This is a genomic window from Cyanothece sp. BG0011 (assembly GCF_003013815.1).
Lineage (GTDB): Bacteria > Cyanobacteriota > Cyanobacteriia > Cyanobacteriales > Microcystaceae > Crocosphaera.
In genome coordinates this window covers 1-14,510 of record NZ_PRLH01000022.1, presented here as the reverse complement: position 1 = coordinate 14,510, position 14,510 = coordinate 1, and the positions used below count along the sequence as shown (strand labels likewise).

Genomic DNA, 14,510 nt, shown 5'->3' with positions numbered 1-14,510 from the left:
CCCTGCCCCTAACCCCCCCTGCCCCCCTTATAAAGGGGGGTGTGGGGGGTGTGGGGGGTGTGGGGGGTGTGGGGGGTGTGGGGGGTTTGTCGAAGGTGCAAGATATGAGTTAACCCCTTTGCTGTCTCTCCTGCCCTGATAACTTTTCCTTATGAAAGGCATTAATAATTATTTGTCAAGACTACTTTACAAAGTTTTACATCGCCTGTTACAGTTATTTACATAGGGACAAACGAGGAACACACCATGTACACCACCAGCGACGAAAACGGCATTCTCAATAACTTTGCCAATGAACCCGATATGTATTATGCAGCTTATCCGACACAACAGCAGCAACGGGGTTATTTAGTACAAGGTGTCTTCGCAGCATTACTCATTAGTGGCTTAGGGGTTGTTGTCACCCTCGTTAGTTAATTTTTCTAGAAAAAAACTTTCAGTTTTACGGTAAAAAATTAAGTTCACTAGCTTAATCTCAGCAAATCAGTTTCCATTTCATTGGATTTCTCCTACCTTCCCCCTTGGTGTAATAGCTAAGGGTTTTTATTTTTTTAAATTAGATCAATTTTTTTAAGATATCTTGGTGCATAAAAGCGCGATCGGTTAAAGACTGAATCCGATCTTTAAGTAATGGTTCACCATTGACAAAATATTCTAACCAGGCGGTACTAATTACATTAGGATCACTAGGAAGTTGATCTAAATCCCATCCAGGAATTTCTATTTCTTCCATTAAATAGTTAACTTTAGGATCATAACTGAGGGCGAAACATTTACATTCTTCCGACGCTGCCATAATTAAACTATGTAAACGCATTCCGATGGTCATTTCTACCCCTTTAAAGACTCCTTTTAATTCCCGAGGATTTTCGACTTGAATAATTTGGTAAGATCCGGGTAATTTTTTAGCAATAGAACGGGCTATTTCTAAATCTTGAGAAGCTTGAAATGGAACCAATAAAAAACAAGTTCGAGTGGCTTTTTGGAAATCAATTAAAGCTTGAGTTAATATGTTTAAACGTTGAGGGGTTAACAGGGGATGACTGCGTAAATTAACAGCGACTCTAGGGGCTGGTAAATCCGCTAAACCCGATACTGATTTAGCCGTTAAAGCCCAAACCGGATCGGGGGCAATCAGGGGGTTCATATGCCATTGTGACAATAATTCTGCCGACTTATAATCTCTAACACTTATCGCCGTGCAACCTAATAAAACTTGACGAGTTAACCAGCGAGTCAAAGGACTATTTAACGGTCCAATTCCTTGCGCCCAAGCGATTGTTTTTAAGCCTTTTTGTTGAGCTAATGCCATCAATCCTGCATAATAAATAGGACTGGCTAAACTGGTTACATCCTGCATTAAACTCCCCCCACCCCAGATAAAAATATCAGCGTTGTCTAGGGTTTCTAAAATAGCAAAGGCGGAACGATTGGGACAAGTTTTAACTCCATATTGTTCATAGGTTTTACGAGGGTTCCCTGAGAGGACAATGGGTTCAATCTCTGAGGGTAACATCTGCAACAACGACATTAATAAAGCTTCATCGCCACCATTTCCCTTACCGTAATAACCACTAATGACTGCCCGCATTTTTCTCCTAATCATTAAAAAACCAGAGACATAAAAATCATACCTTAAATTCTACAGGTTGCAAGCTTAATTTTTCTCTTTTAGATAATGATCAGATCCTATGCTTACCTAAACTCATACTCTTACTCTCTATTATTAATCAAGAAAGTTGATATCAGTCTCACAGAAGTGATGGCTTTAAGATACAATTAAGTTAGATAAATTGGAGTTATAACCTTGAACATCTTTGAAAGCAGAATCAGAGTTACTCTGTTTTTCCTGAATTACACTAAAGCTACCGTCCGTTTCTAATACAACTGCTTCAACATTTTCTATAGCTGAAATACCATTAGCTCGTATAGCAGCTAATATTTCTCCTTCACTCACTCGCTCATTTTTGATAGCAGAATCAAGAATTTTTCCTTGATATAACAGTAGCGTTGGTTTTGCTTTGATTAATTTTTGTATAATCGAAGAACGAGCCGCTATCCAAGTCAAAAGATATTGAAAAAATACTAATAAACCAAATCCGAGAAGACCTTGAGCTAAAGAGGTGCTTGATGACAAAAGCATGGCAGCTAAAATAGAACCAAAGGCAATGGTTACAACGAAATCAAAAGAATTCCATTTTGATAAGGTTCGTTTACCAGAAATACGTAATAAAATGATGACCCCAATATAGGCCAAAATTCCGACAATGGCTGTGTTGAATAAATAACTTAAACTATTGAACATAGTGGCTTTATCCCTTTTTCATATCTATTTACGCTTTTATTATGCTCTAACATTATATTTCTTTAATCATCTATCTTTAGAATAAAAGAACTCTTTCTAAAGGCATAAAAAAAAAGAATTAATCTCTTTAAATTTAATCTAAATTAATAACTAATTATATATTTAAAAATTATTTTGTTCTAGGTCGCAATAGGAGTAATATCTGTGAAACCACAACGAGAATAGGTAATTCGATCAAGGCACCAATGACTAACGCCAAAGCAATCAAGGGACGATCTGAAAATGCAGATGTAGCGATCGCTAAGGAAAGGGGCGAATTACGAGCCAAGGTTGTGCAGTTAAAGCAAGCGGTTTCTTCATAGCTAAAGTGAGCGAAACGTCCAATAGTTTGACCTAACCAAAAGTTAATCACGAAGAATATTAAGAGCGGGAGCAGCATTTTTGGTAGTAACTCTGACTGTTTAATCAAAATTTCTCCTTGCGAAGCAAACATGGCAGCGATAGCCACACAAAGAAATAGCCATTGATTAGCAGCAATTTTGTGTATCAAGCGGTATCCAATATGATTGTGTGGTTGAATTAAACGTTTTGAGATAAATGCCAAAATCATCGGCACGACAAAAACCAACACAACACTTTTAAGCAGAATCATTGCATTGATATTTACCAGTTTTCCAGCGAAGATTAAGAGGTACACAGGTAAAAGAATGACTTGTAAGAGTAGATTCCACGGCAAAAGAGCAGTAGCAAGGGCAACATCACCTTGAGCAAGGCTAGTAAAGATAAGATACCAGTCTGTACAAGGTGTCACCATCAACATAATTAGTCCTACCCAAAGATCGGGGTTATCTCTTAAGAAAATTGCCCCTAGTCCCCAGGCAAAAATGGGAGTCCAGAGAAAGTTGATTACTAAGCTCAGTCCAGTTACTTTGTAGTTTTGAAACCCATTAGCTAAGCGATTAAAGGGAATATTCAAAAAGACTCCATAGAGCATCACCATTAGAGCCGGAACAATCAAATAAACCCCATGTTCAGAGAACCAATGAATGTGTTTCAATGTTAGCCCAATAAAAATAGCAACAATAACTAATAGGGTTTGTAGCTTTTCAGGCCGACTCAAGACAGAAACCTCCCTTGTATTTAGAAGTCTGAAACCGAAACAGATCAATTCTCCATTGGCCAAATCAGCTTAGTATAAAAATAAGCGATAGTTTCCATAATCACCGATTTTATCCCTGTACTGGTTTTCCACCAAGACTTAGAATAGGCAGGAGAAAAAGCGATCGCTCCCACTTTGATCTCAGGTTCTAATAAAGTTCTAAAAATTAACCAACTACGACGGGTATGAACATCATGAGAATAGATGTTAATGGCCTTAATATTCAAATCCGAACTTAATAACCATTGTTTAACCGCTTTAGCACTGGCCGCGGTTCGGTTAACAGAGACAGTTTTATTAGGAACTGAAACCACTTGATCCCGATTTAACCCTAACGCGATCGCTGTGGCGGCGGCTAGGTCAGCGAAGGTTTTATAGTCACTTAAATATTTACCTCGTCCAATCTCATTGCCTGTGGTGATCATCAAACGATAGTTTTTCTCTTGGAATTGGGCGATCGCCCCTTCTATGGTTATATCGGGAACCCATCCTTCTATGACCATCACCTCTGCCTCTACAGGACGAGAAACCCTCAAAAAGGGATGAATACAAAGGACAAAACTAATCAAGACTGAAATCAGTACAAAACCCAAAAATAACCATCCTTGGAGGGTTAATGTCCATTGAGGTTTATATTCTAGTAATCCCCAAAATTTTTGATTAGGAAGTTGCGATAACAGCATGATTGATCGATTAAGAAACCGAGGCAGATCGTTGTTGTTTGAGGTAAGTAAACACGGATTTATCTCCAATATCAGGGGTTAGGGGTTGAATGGCTTTCCGTAGAGCAAAGATAATAAATAAACCTGCCCAGATTCCTAGTAAAGCTTGTTCGATGTCCACCGACAAAACCCCAAATAAATGACCTAATAAAAGGATAGGAACTAAGGGGGTTAATAATTTTGTTTCTAGGCGATTAAAACAAAAGGCCTCTTTAAAATAGATGCCGGTTAAGGCAACGAAAACAAATCCTATCCCCAATAAACTAAGGGGAGTTTGGTAAACCCATAAACCGAGTGGCTCTTGACAATATATAGACAGAATTATGGCGCTTAGGGTTCCGATCCCCCAACAGACTTGTAAGAAACGATGGAGAGGGATCAAGTAAATATGAATAGTTATTAAGCTAATGCCCAAACCAAGACAAAATAAGGTAAATAGAGGAGTGAGTAAAGTAAGGGTTAAAGAAGTCCCTCCTCTGACTAAAATTAGGCCACTTCCCACAGCAAAACTTAAGGCCGATAAAATTAATCCGGCGCGATAAATTTTCACTTCTCTTAGGTCTTCTGGGGTAATGGTATATTGTCCAAATTGTCCTTGATAAACTTCTAAGGGTTCAGATGTCGTCTTCATCGTTCGCTTTGGGTTGTGTTTACGATTAAATTGTATCGTTTTTTTACAGGAAAGAAAGTGTTTTTTCTTTAATTATAAAAATCACCTTAAATTTTCCTAGGATCGCCAATTATTTGAGATAACATTATACCTTAAAAAGTAGACGTTTATTAATTGAATTCCCTTGTCAAAGATTGAATTGTAAAATAATGCTATGAATGTAAATTCTGAACAGAATTAAAGAGCTATAATAATTATAGTAATAAGTAAGGTGCTAGGCAGAGAGAAACAATTTAGCGACCGATAAAGTGTGGTGTGAGGTAGTGAAAGTCCCATAAACTTTATGTTTAGGGCAATTTGAATAACACAGCAGTTTGTTATGAAAACACTGCTCCTTACACTCTTTGGAGGTCAAAATGGTTAACAATTCAGTTAAGTTTATTGCTTTAGGTACATTAGCCGCTGTAGGCGCATTAGGATTCGTTTCTGAAGCGCAAGCTCAACACTTTAAGTATCCCGAAACCAGAATGGTTTCTGAAGGATCACCTTCTCCTATTGATTGGGAGAGCAATCCTGGGCCTCGCGCGTTTGAACGTACCATCCGCAAAGTAGCTTTTGAATGTGTTCCTCAAGCAGATGGCTCTTATGCCACTGAAGAACGGGTAGTAGAAATCACCTTTAATCCTGCAAAAGCTGCGCCTGTTGGTAGCACTTTTGATCCTCATAACCCTTATAGTGGTGGCGTTTACTCACGCGAGGATGTTTCTACTCAGTACATCGCATTGGGTGAATTAACTGGACAACCCATGATTCTATGGACTGAAGATCGTCCCTCTAGTAATCCTGATGGGTTATACACTCCCCAAAGCCGTTGTGAAACCGTTAGTGCGCGTTTAACCAATCTCGCCTACGCCTTTGGTGAAACCACTCCTGTAGGTGTTGCACAAGCATTCACTGAAAGAATGGCCACAGGTATCGTTAATGGAGAAAGAGTTATCTTTATGTCCTACGATCCTGAAAACGTTTCTACCGACAACGTTGTCTTCACATTGAAGCCTGAAAACGGATTAACCTTTGCTGAAGCGCAAAGAACCCTTGCTCAGTTCAATAATTCTATTTCCCCCGCCATTGGTGGTTTAGAAGAAGATCCCGCCAAACTTCCTCCTATTGTTGAGTAGGTTTACCTGCAGGGAAAGAGGCACAATATGTTTATATTCTTTCCCTTTTTTGCTAGAGAGTTAGTGTGTTACTACTCTCTATTTTTTTTTGCAATTTTTTTTTGACTACATTTTAACCTAAAAGCTTCTAGTGACGCGGACGAATTTGTAACCACATGATCACCCCAGTTACGCCTAACATCAAAAGACCAAAACCATTTAAAAATGGATAAATTATTTCTAGGTTAATGCGTCCAAACTTTCCCCGATGCAATTCTAATAACCAGATAAAATTATTAGCATTTCCTGTTACTACTGCGACTTGAAATAGGGTTCCTGTGATCACAGTTAATAATAAAGGAAAGATCATCAAAGGAGCAAATTTATAATGCAGTTGACGTAAATAATTAATATTTATTCGATTCATCATTTTTTTAGATAATAATATAGTTTTCTAAGCTTTATAGGGTGGGCAAATCAGAAATTTATCTAGACTGCCCATAAAATAGAAAACTTTGCCCACCCTACCGTCTTGTGTCAGAGAATTCGTAACCCATAAGATCATTCTATAATAGTTTTTGTTTAATCATTTTTAGAATAACCGGACTAGCAACTAACAATAAAAAGATGATTTCTGATGTTTGAGGAATGAAATTAAATTGGTTGGTTTGTTCTAAGGTAACATTAATTGTTTGATTTTCTAATTTTTGAGCATTTTTAGATTCAGGAGTCGGAGAAGATTGTATATTTTCTTCAGTAATTTGTGTATTTTTGGGGTCAGGTTGAGAATGATCATGACCAGCATGAGCTAAGATAGGTTTGATGGATGTAGTTAATGTCATTAAACCGATAATTGTCAGGGTAATAGTTATTGTTTTTCTGGTTAATTTAGTCATAAGGATTAAAAGTTATATTTTCAGCTATTTTAGCATAATAATTATAGTTCAATTTTAATAACTATTTTTATTAAAATACGATTCGTAGGGGCTTAATAGTATTAAGCCCAATAAGCTTTAAGATTATATTAATCCCGTTCAGTTCTATTCCAAACGGCCTTATTTTGATAAAAGAAATCAAAATAAATAGGAAGTTTCCAGATAATATATTTGGGAATAACTAATAAAATCCTGGCAGGAAGAATATCACGGCCATATTCATACCAACTACCTATAATTGATATGAATAGTAGAAATCCTTCTCCCAAAAGAAACCAAACTGAATATTTGATTAAACCTATAATCGTTAAATTTAATGATAAACTTGCAGTAATAAACCACAAAATAACAAGGATTGATAAAGGAGGGATAGCCAACTCTAAAGCAAGTATAAATAACTCTAAACGTTGTTGTTTAATAGCGGCAATAAGTAAACAGGGAACTTGATTAAAAATCTGATATAAATGACCATGCTCCCAACGATTTCGTTGACTTTTTGCATCCTCATATTCCATTAATCTTCCCATTATTTTTGCTTCAGGACAATAGCGAGGTGGATAACCAAGCAAAGCAAAATCCACTGTTAACTGCATATCATCGACGGTTTGACAATTAGCGGTTGAAACCTGAGATATAATTGACCAAGGAAAAGCCATTCCTGAACCATTTAATAAACAAGGACTATTTAATTTTTTTAGTCCATAAGAACGAACGAAATTTTTAACAAGAATAGCCAAGGCAGAAATTCGATCATTAACAGAAAAATTAGCAGTTGTTTGCATTAAATAAGTGCCTTGTATTGGTTTTTGTTGAGTATATGATGATAGGATAAGGGCATTAAGGGACTGAGGTGTAATGATACAATCAGCGTCTAAAATAACGACAATGTCAGGAGGATGAGTTGCTAAATATTTAAGTCCATAATCAATTGCATACCCCTTACCTCGCTGTTCATTATTCTGTCTTTCGATAACGGTTAATCCCTTATTTTTCACAATATCTACTGTGTTATCTGTACAGTTATCTGCTATGACAATAACTTTATCCTTATCAGTTAATTGAGGGAGTAAACTATTAAGACATTGAGTAATGACTTTGGCTTCATTATGGGCAGGAATTAAAATGGTTGCAGAAGGTCTTATAGGTTGATTAATAATACAATTAGATTGAAAAGGAAATAGAGTTGCTAAAAATTCAACAAACAAAAAGCCAATGGGAATGAATAAAGCAAAAGCAAGTAAGATAAAGAGGGATTCTAAAAAAAACATAAAATTATGGTGGATTCAAGTTAAGTGAGCTTGACAAAAGCATATTTGTAAATTATATGACACTCTTGACTTTATGGATCGAGTGTTAGAAATAAATTATTGGGTGACTGGTTACCCATCATCCTTGATGACATTATGAAGAGTTTAAAATAAACTTAACAATTAGATAGAAGTTAGTATGTATGAGAAGATAGGAGTAACTTAGTAAGTTATTGTTTTAACTCAAAAATCTAAAATGTCACCCAATTTTTCTTATCCAACCACTCCACAACAAGACATTACCGATGTTTATCACGGTGTAGAAATAAAAGATCCCTATCGTTGGTTAGAAAACCCAGACTCTGAGGAAACAAAAGCATGGGTAACAGCACAAAATCAAGTAACTTTTGACTATTTATCGACGATTTCAGCTAGAGAAAAAATAAAACAACGGTTAACCAAACTGTGGGATTATGAAAAATATGGGACTCCCTTCAAAAAAGCTGAAAGATACTTCTATTTTAAAAATAATGGCTTACAAAATCAAAGTGTTTTATATACTCTCAAAAATTTAGATGATGAACCCACTATCTTATTAGATCCTAACACCTTATCTGAAGATGGAACCGTCGCTTTATCGGGGTTATCTATCTCAGAAAATGGTCAATATTTAACCTACGGTTTATCCACATCGGGATCGGATTGGGTAGAATGGAAAGTAAGAGAAATAGAAACAGGAAAAGATTTATCTGATCACCTAAAATGGACTAAGTTTACCGGAACATCTTGGACAAAAGATAATCAAGGTTTCTTTTATAGTCGTTATAATGAACCCAATGAAAAAACAAAATTAGAAGACACAAACTACTATCAAAAACTTTACTATCATAAGTTAGGAACGTCTCAAGATCAAGATATATTAATTTATGATCGTCCTGACGAAAAAGAATGGGGTTTCAGTGGAAAAGTTACCGAGGATGGACAATATTTAATCATCAGTGTTTGGAAAGGAACTGATCCTAAAAATCTTGTTTTTTATAAAGATTTAAGTCAAGAAAATTCCCAAGTTATTGAACTAATTAATGAATTTGAAGCAGACTATAGCTTTATTGATAATCAAGGTTCGATGTTTTATTTTCGGACTGATTTAAACGCACCAAAAGGGAAAGTAATTGGTATTGATATCAATAACTCATATAAAGAAAATTGGCAAGCAATCATCCCTGAAACAGAAGAAACTTTAGAAGATGTTGGTATTTTGAATAATCAATTTGTTTGTGATTATCTTCAAGATGCAAAATCCGCTATTAAAATTTATGATTTCCAAGGTAACTTTATCCGAGAGGTAAGCTTACCTGGAATTGGTTCAGCCGGTGGGTTTAACGGCAAAAAAGAGGATACTGAAACCTTTTATGCTTTTACCAGTTTTACAACACCTACAACTGTCTATCGCTACGATATGGTAACAGGAGAAAGTACCCTTTTTCGTCAACCTACGGTAGACTTTAATCCTGAAGATTATAAAATCAAGCAAGTATTTTATGAGAGTAAAGATGGAACTAAAATTCCTATGTTTATTACCCATAAAAAAGGCTTAAAACTTGATGGGAATAACCCGACTTATCTCTATGGTTATGGGGGATTTAATGTTTCTTTAACCCCTAGTTTTTCCATTAGTAACTTAGTTTGGATGGAAATGGGAGGGGTTTATGCTGTTCCTAATCTAAGAGGAGGGGGAGAGTATGGTGAAGAATGGCATCAAGCCGGCATGAAAGATAAGAAACAAACTGTCTTTGATGACTTCATTGCTGCTGCTGAATGGTTAATCAAAAATAACTATACTTCCTCTGAAAAATTAGCCATTGGAGGCGGTAGTAACGGGGGTTTATTAGTGGGTGCTTGCATGACACAAAAACCCAATTTATACGCTGCTGCATTACCCGTAGTGGGGGTATTAGATATGCTACGTTTTCATCAATTTACAATCGGTTGGGCTTGGTGTCCAGAGTATGGAAGTTCTGAAAATGAAGAAGAGTTTAAGACACTTTTTGCTTATTCTCCTTTACATAATTTAACCCCAAATATTCCTTATCCTGCTACGATGATTACTACGGCTGATCATGATGATCGTGTGGTTCCCGCCCATAGTTTTAAGTTTGCTGCAGCCTTACAAAAGGCTCATAAGGGAGAGAAACCTGTGTTAATTCGTATTGAAACAAAAGCCGGTCACGGCGCAGGAAAACCCACCACTAAAGTGATAGAAGAAATTGCCGATAAGTGGGCTTTTTTAGTGGATAATTTAGACATCAATATGGTATAATTACAGTCAGAATATTGGAATTTTTCCTATGAGCGACTCCTCAGAAAAACCTAACTCTAAAAAACCCACCCCTGCCAACTGTTTAATGGGTGCAACTATTTCAGGGGCGTTAGGTTACGCACTCTACACCTTAACCGCTTCCATTATCCAAACTTTCGCCACCAAACCGTTAACCTCTTCTAATACGTTGGTGTTAAGAATTGGTTCTTTAGTGAGAACCCTAGTTACGGGTGTAGCTTCTTTAGGTACATTTGTTTTCTTTTTCGTTGCATTTGGTTTAATTTTATTAGCAATTCAGTTATTATTACAGAAAGAAAAAACAACAGAAAGCTAAATAAAATTTAAGGGTTTCTCCAATTATTTTCAGCTTGTTCAAGCACATATTGAGATACCATTTTAATTTCATCTTGTGTCAGTCTTTCTTCATAGGCTGACATATTGTTTTTGCCATAAGTAACTAGATTAATAATAGCGTCTAAACTATCAACATTATTTCTTTTCAACGCCCTTAATTTTAGATTCTTACCCCGTCTAATGATATTTTTCCCGTTAGGATGACATCCAGCGCAATGAACAGTAAAAATTTTAGCCCCGTCTGTCATGTCTTCTGCTAATGCTGAAGTTGGAGAAATGACCAGAAACAATAGTAAAATTACTGTAAAAAAAATCGAGTAAATTTTGAATTGCATTGACTTTAAATATTAATACCTACATTTTTTTCAAAAACTATCTTTATTATCATACCAAATCTATTGAACAGATTGATAGATTGAATGACCATATTACTTAAAATACACAATATAGGAATAAATTTGCTCATTGAGATAAGATAGTAAATAATTGAACAATAGATAATTAACTTTACCTCATCCTATGGATACAAAAGCTTTTAAACGTTCTCTACAACAGTCTAACAACTATCACCGGAAAGGGTTTGGCCATGAAACCGAAGTGATGGGAACTATGAATACAGAGTACCAAAGTTCTCTTATTCAAAAAATTCGTGAAAATAATTATCAATGGCAAGAAGGAGATGTTACCATTAAATTAGCCGAAGCCTTTGGTTTTTGTTGGGGCGTTGAAAGGGCCGTAGCTATGGCCTACGAAACCCGTCAACATTTTCCCACAGAAAAGATTTGGATAACCAATGAAATTATTCATAACCCCTCAGTTAACCAGCGTTTATTAGAAATGAATGTTGGTTTTATTGAAGTCATTAATGGAAGTAAAGATTTTTCTGTCGTAGAAACAGGAGATGTGGTAATCTTACCTGCTTTTGGCGCAAGTGTAACGGAAATGCAACTATTAAATGATAAAGGTTGCACTATTGTTGATACCACTTGTCCCTGGGTTTCTAAAGTTTGGAACTCTGTCGAAAAGCATAAGAAAAAAGATTACACTTCCATTATTCATGGTAAATATAAACATGAAGAAACCGTCGCTACCAGTTCTTTTGCAGGGACTTATTTAGTGGTTTTAAACCTCAAAGAAGCCCAATATGTCTGTGATTATATCCTCAATGGTGGCAATAAAGATGAATTTTTAGAGAAGTTTAAAAATGCCCATTCAGAAGGATTTGACCCCGATAAAGATTTAATCCGTTTGGGTATTGCTAATCAAACGACTATGTTAAAAAGTGAAACCGAACAAATTGGGAAACTGTTTGAAACCACCATGCTGAAAAAGTATGGCCCCACTGAATTAAACGAGCATTTTATGAGTTTTAATACCATCTGTGATGCGACCCAAGAACGTCAAGATGCTATGTTAAATTTAGTAGAAGAAGAGGTTAATGTAATGGTCGTTATTGGTGGGTTTAATTCCTCTAATACGACTCATTTACAAGAAATTTCTATTGAAAAAGGAATTGATTCTTATCATATTGATAGCGAAAAACGGATTTTGCCAGGAAATAAAATTGAACATAAACCCTTAGAAAAAGATATAGAAACTAAGGAAAATTGGCTACCTGACGGTAAAATTATTGTCGGTGTAACCTCTGGCGCATCCACCCCTGACAAGGTAGTAGAAGCAGTAATTGAGCGCATTTTTGAAGAAAAGAATGCCAGCGTTTTAGTGTAAATTAACTTGTAAGACTTGTAGGGTGGGTTAGACGGCTACAATTTAGGTTATCACAGGAATATAAGAATCCGTCGTAACCCACCTTTTGTGTTAAATAGGAACAGTTTCTTAAAGTGTAGGAAATTGAGTAATATCCGCTGCTGCAGAAAGGGTAATTTTATCAGCATCTATATTAAGATGATTAATGCGTAAAGCAAGACCTTGTTTTTCAAAGTGACTCAAATTGAGCATTTTTCTGGCTACTTCTAAAAAAGCTTCCGTTAACTCCTCTGATACTTCTTTTCCTGGTGCGTAGTCAATATCCTTTAAGATAACACTTCTACCCCCTTCAGCAATTTTAGGAGTGGTGGTAAAGGCAACGTCTTGGGTTTCTCCTGACGGTTGTAACTTGACTAAGGTTTCTACTCCTACGGTTCCGTTTTCGTACAGTTCGCATCTTTTTTCGGGAACCGTTACTTTGGTTTCTCCTCTGGATAAGTAGGTATCTAATACATCTATTTTGGTTCTGAGGTCCGGAGAGTTGAAAGCGCGATTTAGATCGGTTTGGGTTAAGGTTAAATGTGCAGTTCCTACGGTGGGTTGGGTTAGTTCAATATTGCCGGTTAACGCTTTGAGAGGATCGATCGCAATTTTTTTCATAGCGATTTCTAAACTTTCTACCCGCAAGTCGGTTTCAATCACCAATCCCTTACCTTCGATTAAAAGGGATTCAACCTCACCATTGACAATTTTTTCTGGAGACGTTTTAACCGTAACCTCTAAATGATCTGAATCTTTGAGTTGAGAGGATAACGCTAATTTGGCAATGGTGTTTAATGTCTGTTCGCCGAGTTTTTCTGTTCCTAACATATTTGTCTTACTTTTGCTTAACCCATAATTGTTAATTGTTTTTTAGATGATAGGAAAAACCGCTAAATTTTCCCTCTGTCAGACGATAGAAATATTAACATATGCAAATCTAAGCTATTATTCTAAGTAATAGCTTAGATAAGCTTGGTAGATTGTTTTGAATGTCAGAAATAACACATATTTTCTAACGCTGTTCTCTCAATGCACACTTACGTATGAACATAATGAGACAGCATGAAAAAATAGTTGATATAACTGAGAAGAAAGTGATAAACTTTTTTAAGGCTGAAATCGATCAAAAGTAGGTGAGGATGGGTTTTCATGGTGCTTATATTTTTCGTCTGGAATTGGATTTATCATCAACAGCATGGATTCAGTTAAAGCGGTTATAGTCAGCACAAACTAGACAAATATAGACTTGTCTAAATTCATTGAGATGGGTTATTTCTCATAACTTCTCTAAGAGACTATTATTTTGCCTTCACATCAAAAACCAACTTTTTTAAACGATGAAAGTTAGTTTTCTATTACGAGTAACTAAATTATTTTTCTGTTACTTTTATTATAAAGGTTAAACTTAGATTTCGCAAGGGGTTATCTGATAATTTTTGATAATTTCAAACGATTGAGATCGCTTATTAATTAAGTTTGAACTCAGTTAACTATGAGTTGGTTTAGTACACTTTTATTATCCAAAAATGAGCGATCGCCATTAAGAACATATATATTATTCAAAAACTAGCAACGCACCCATGGGCGATCGCTTGTTTTTCATTAATATAGTAAGGTGGGCAATGCCCACCCTACAGTAATGTTTTAATCTAGATAAGTGAGTTTTTTGTCAAGAGCAGTTAATAAAAATTAAAGATAATTATTTTAGAGTAACCTTATATTTCTCCATAAATATATTCATTTGCGATGGTTTCAAAATCAATTTTCCATAAACTAATATAATCATCCATAAAATCTAATTTTTTACTGAAAGAGTCTAAACGAAACCCAGGAATTCCAAATTGACTTTGTATCTTGAGATCACTATATTGATCTTGATTTTTTTCTAACTGTTTTTGGATTAAATATTCATATAAAAATTGTTTTCTTATACTTTTTTCTTTTAACTTTTC

At 35.7% G+C, this 14,510-nt stretch carries 15 protein-coding genes and 1 pseudogene; 5 read left to right on the top strand and 11 right to left on the bottom strand.

Features of this window, described 5'->3' with window-relative positions:
- Positions 1 to 246 precede the first annotated feature (246 nt).
- On the top strand, positions 247 to 417 hold the full coding sequence (psb34, locus tag C4E06_RS04520; protein WP_107667007.1) for a photosystem II assembly protein Psb34: 171 nt from the start codon (positions 247 to 249) through the stop codon (positions 415 to 417).
- A 139-nt stretch (positions 418 to 556) separates the two neighbouring features.
- Here the strand turns inward: psb34 and csaB are convergent, their stop codons facing one another.
- The 5 genes from csaB to C4E06_RS04495 form a co-directional block, all read right to left on the bottom strand.
- Entirely contained in the window at positions 557 to 1,591 is a 1,035-nt protein-coding gene (gene csaB / locus C4E06_RS04515) for a polysaccharide pyruvyl transferase CsaB (RefSeq protein ID WP_198648311.1), read from the bottom strand.
- Positions 1,592 to 1,768: 177 nt separating this feature from the next.
- The gene (locus C4E06_RS04510; protein WP_107667005.1) at positions 1,769 to 2,305 is read right to left on the bottom strand and encodes a DUF421 domain-containing protein; all 537 of its coding nucleotides are present in this window, start codon (positions 2,303 to 2,305) and stop codon (positions 1,769 to 1,771) included.
- A 169-nt stretch (positions 2,306 to 2,474) separates the two neighbouring features.
- Positions 2,475 to 3,425: an arsenic resistance protein gene (locus C4E06_RS04505; RefSeq protein ID WP_107667008.1), complete on the bottom strand. Its 951-nt coding sequence runs from the start codon at positions 3,423 to 3,425 to the stop codon at positions 2,475 to 2,477.
- Positions 3,426 to 3,469: 44 nt separating this feature from the next.
- Positions 3,470 to 4,147: an ElyC/SanA/YdcF family protein gene (locus C4E06_RS04500; RefSeq protein ID WP_107667004.1), complete on the bottom strand. Its 678-nt coding sequence runs from the start codon at positions 4,145 to 4,147 to the stop codon at positions 3,470 to 3,472.
- 10 nt (positions 4,148 to 4,157) lie between these two features.
- The gene (locus tag C4E06_RS04495) at positions 4,158 to 4,817 is read right to left on the bottom strand and encodes a DUF2301 domain-containing membrane protein (RefSeq protein WP_107667003.1); all 660 of its coding nucleotides are present in this window, start codon (positions 4,815 to 4,817) and stop codon (positions 4,158 to 4,160) included.
- 395 nt (positions 4,818 to 5,212) lie between these two features.
- Between C4E06_RS04495 and C4E06_RS04490 the strand changes: the two genes are divergently transcribed.
- A complete protein-coding gene (locus C4E06_RS04490; RefSeq protein ID WP_107667002.1) occupies positions 5,213 to 5,974 on the top strand; it encodes a COP23 domain-containing protein in 762 nt (253 codons plus the stop codon).
- 127 nt (positions 5,975 to 6,101) lie between these two features.
- Here the strand turns inward: C4E06_RS04490 and C4E06_RS04485 are convergent, their stop codons facing one another.
- The 3 genes from C4E06_RS04485 to C4E06_RS04475 all read right to left on the bottom strand — a co-directional run bounded on the left by C4E06_RS04485 (position 6,102) and on the right by C4E06_RS04475 (position 8,156).
- Positions 6,102 to 6,380 carry a hypothetical protein gene (locus C4E06_RS04485; RefSeq protein ID WP_107667001.1) on the bottom strand — a complete coding sequence of 93 codons (279 nt, stop codon included), beginning with the start codon at positions 6,378 to 6,380 and terminating at the stop codon, positions 6,102 to 6,104.
- A 139-nt stretch (positions 6,381 to 6,519) separates the two neighbouring features.
- Complete coding sequence (locus C4E06_RS04480; RefSeq protein WP_107667000.1) at positions 6,520 to 6,849, bottom strand: hypothetical protein; 330 nt, start codon at positions 6,847 to 6,849, stop codon at positions 6,520 to 6,522.
- A 128-nt stretch (positions 6,850 to 6,977) separates the two neighbouring features.
- On the bottom strand, positions 6,978 to 8,156 hold the full coding sequence (locus C4E06_RS04475) for a glycosyltransferase family 2 protein (RefSeq protein ID WP_107666999.1): 1,179 nt from the start codon (positions 8,154 to 8,156) through the stop codon (positions 6,978 to 6,980).
- A 235-nt stretch (positions 8,157 to 8,391) separates the two neighbouring features.
- Between C4E06_RS04475 and C4E06_RS04470 the strand changes: the two genes are divergently transcribed.
- Positions 8,392 to 10,455 carry a prolyl oligopeptidase family protein gene (locus C4E06_RS04470; protein WP_107666998.1) on the top strand — a complete coding sequence of 688 codons (2,064 nt, stop codon included), beginning with the start codon at positions 8,392 to 8,394 and terminating at the stop codon, positions 10,453 to 10,455.
- 28 nt (positions 10,456 to 10,483) lie between these two features.
- Positions 10,484 to 10,789 carry a DUF3082 domain-containing protein gene (locus C4E06_RS04465; RefSeq protein WP_107666997.1) on the top strand — a complete coding sequence of 102 codons (306 nt, stop codon included), beginning with the start codon at positions 10,484 to 10,486 and terminating at the stop codon, positions 10,787 to 10,789.
- A 7-nt stretch (positions 10,790 to 10,796) separates the two neighbouring features.
- Here C4E06_RS04465 and C4E06_RS04460 read toward each other — a convergent pair whose 3' ends face one another.
- Complete coding sequence (locus C4E06_RS04460; RefSeq protein ID WP_107666996.1) at positions 10,797 to 11,144, bottom strand: c-type cytochrome; 348 nt, start codon at positions 11,142 to 11,144, stop codon at positions 10,797 to 10,799.
- 184 nt (positions 11,145 to 11,328) lie between these two features.
- Between C4E06_RS04460 and C4E06_RS04455 the strand changes: the two genes are divergently transcribed.
- Positions 11,329 to 12,537 (top strand): 4-hydroxy-3-methylbut-2-enyl diphosphate reductase, encoded by a 1,209-nt coding sequence (locus C4E06_RS04455; RefSeq protein WP_107666995.1) that lies wholly within the window; start codon positions 11,329 to 11,331, stop codon positions 12,535 to 12,537.
- 108 nt (positions 12,538 to 12,645) lie between these two features.
- Here C4E06_RS04455 and C4E06_RS04450 read toward each other — a convergent pair whose 3' ends face one another.
- A complete protein-coding gene (locus C4E06_RS04450; protein ID WP_107666994.1) occupies positions 12,646 to 13,386 on the bottom strand; it encodes a DUF2993 domain-containing protein in 741 nt (246 codons plus the stop codon).
- Positions 13,387 to 14,273: 887 nt separating this feature from the next.
- Positions 14,274 to 14,510: pseudogene (locus C4E06_RS04445) on the bottom strand (hypothetical protein); the annotation flags it as partial.

What these genes read in the sequence shown, in the direction of transcription:
- C4E06_RS04470 (WP_107666998.1), top strand. Translation starts at nt 8,392, where the DNA reads ATGTCACCCAATTTTTCTTATCCAACCACTCCACAACAAGACATTACC.
- C4E06_RS04500 (WP_107667004.1), bottom strand. Translation starts at nt 4,147, where the DNA reads ATGCTGTTATCGCAACTTCCTAATCAAAAATTTTGGGGATTACTAGAA.
- psb34 (WP_107667007.1), top strand. Translation starts at nt 247, where the DNA reads ATGTACACCACCAGCGACGAAAACGGCATTCTCAATAACTTTGCCAAT.
- C4E06_RS04490 (WP_107667002.1), top strand. Translation starts at nt 5,213, where the DNA reads ATGGTTAACAATTCAGTTAAGTTTATTGCTTTAGGTACATTAGCCGCT.
- C4E06_RS04510 (WP_107667005.1), bottom strand. Translation starts at nt 2,305, where the DNA reads ATGTTCAATAGTTTAAGTTATTTATTCAACACAGCCATTGTCGGAATT.
- C4E06_RS04460 (WP_107666996.1), bottom strand. Translation starts at nt 11,144, where the DNA reads ATGCAATTCAAAATTTACTCGATTTTTTTTACAGTAATTTTACTATTG.
- C4E06_RS04475 (WP_107666999.1), bottom strand. Translation starts at nt 8,156, where the DNA reads ATGTTTTTTTTAGAATCCCTCTTTATCTTACTTGCTTTTGCTTTATTC.
- C4E06_RS04450 (WP_107666994.1), bottom strand. Translation starts at nt 13,386, where the DNA reads ATGTTAGGAACAGAAAAACTCGGCGAACAGACATTAAACACCATTGCC.
- C4E06_RS04480 (WP_107667000.1), bottom strand. Translation starts at nt 6,849, where the DNA reads ATGACTAAATTAACCAGAAAAACAATAACTATTACCCTGACAATTATC.
- csaB (WP_198648311.1), bottom strand. Translation starts at nt 1,591, where the DNA reads ATGCGGGCAGTCATTAGTGGTTATTACGGTAAGGGAAATGGTGGCGAT.
- C4E06_RS04465 (WP_107666997.1), top strand. Translation starts at nt 10,484, where the DNA reads ATGAGCGACTCCTCAGAAAAACCTAACTCTAAAAAACCCACCCCTGCC.
- C4E06_RS04455 (WP_107666995.1), top strand. Translation starts at nt 11,329, where the DNA reads ATGGATACAAAAGCTTTTAAACGTTCTCTACAACAGTCTAACAACTAT.
- C4E06_RS04485 (WP_107667001.1), bottom strand. Translation starts at nt 6,380, where the DNA reads ATGAATCGAATAAATATTAATTATTTACGTCAACTGCATTATAAATTT.
- C4E06_RS04495 (WP_107667003.1), bottom strand. Translation starts at nt 4,817, where the DNA reads ATGAAGACGACATCTGAACCCTTAGAAGTTTATCAAGGACAATTTGGA.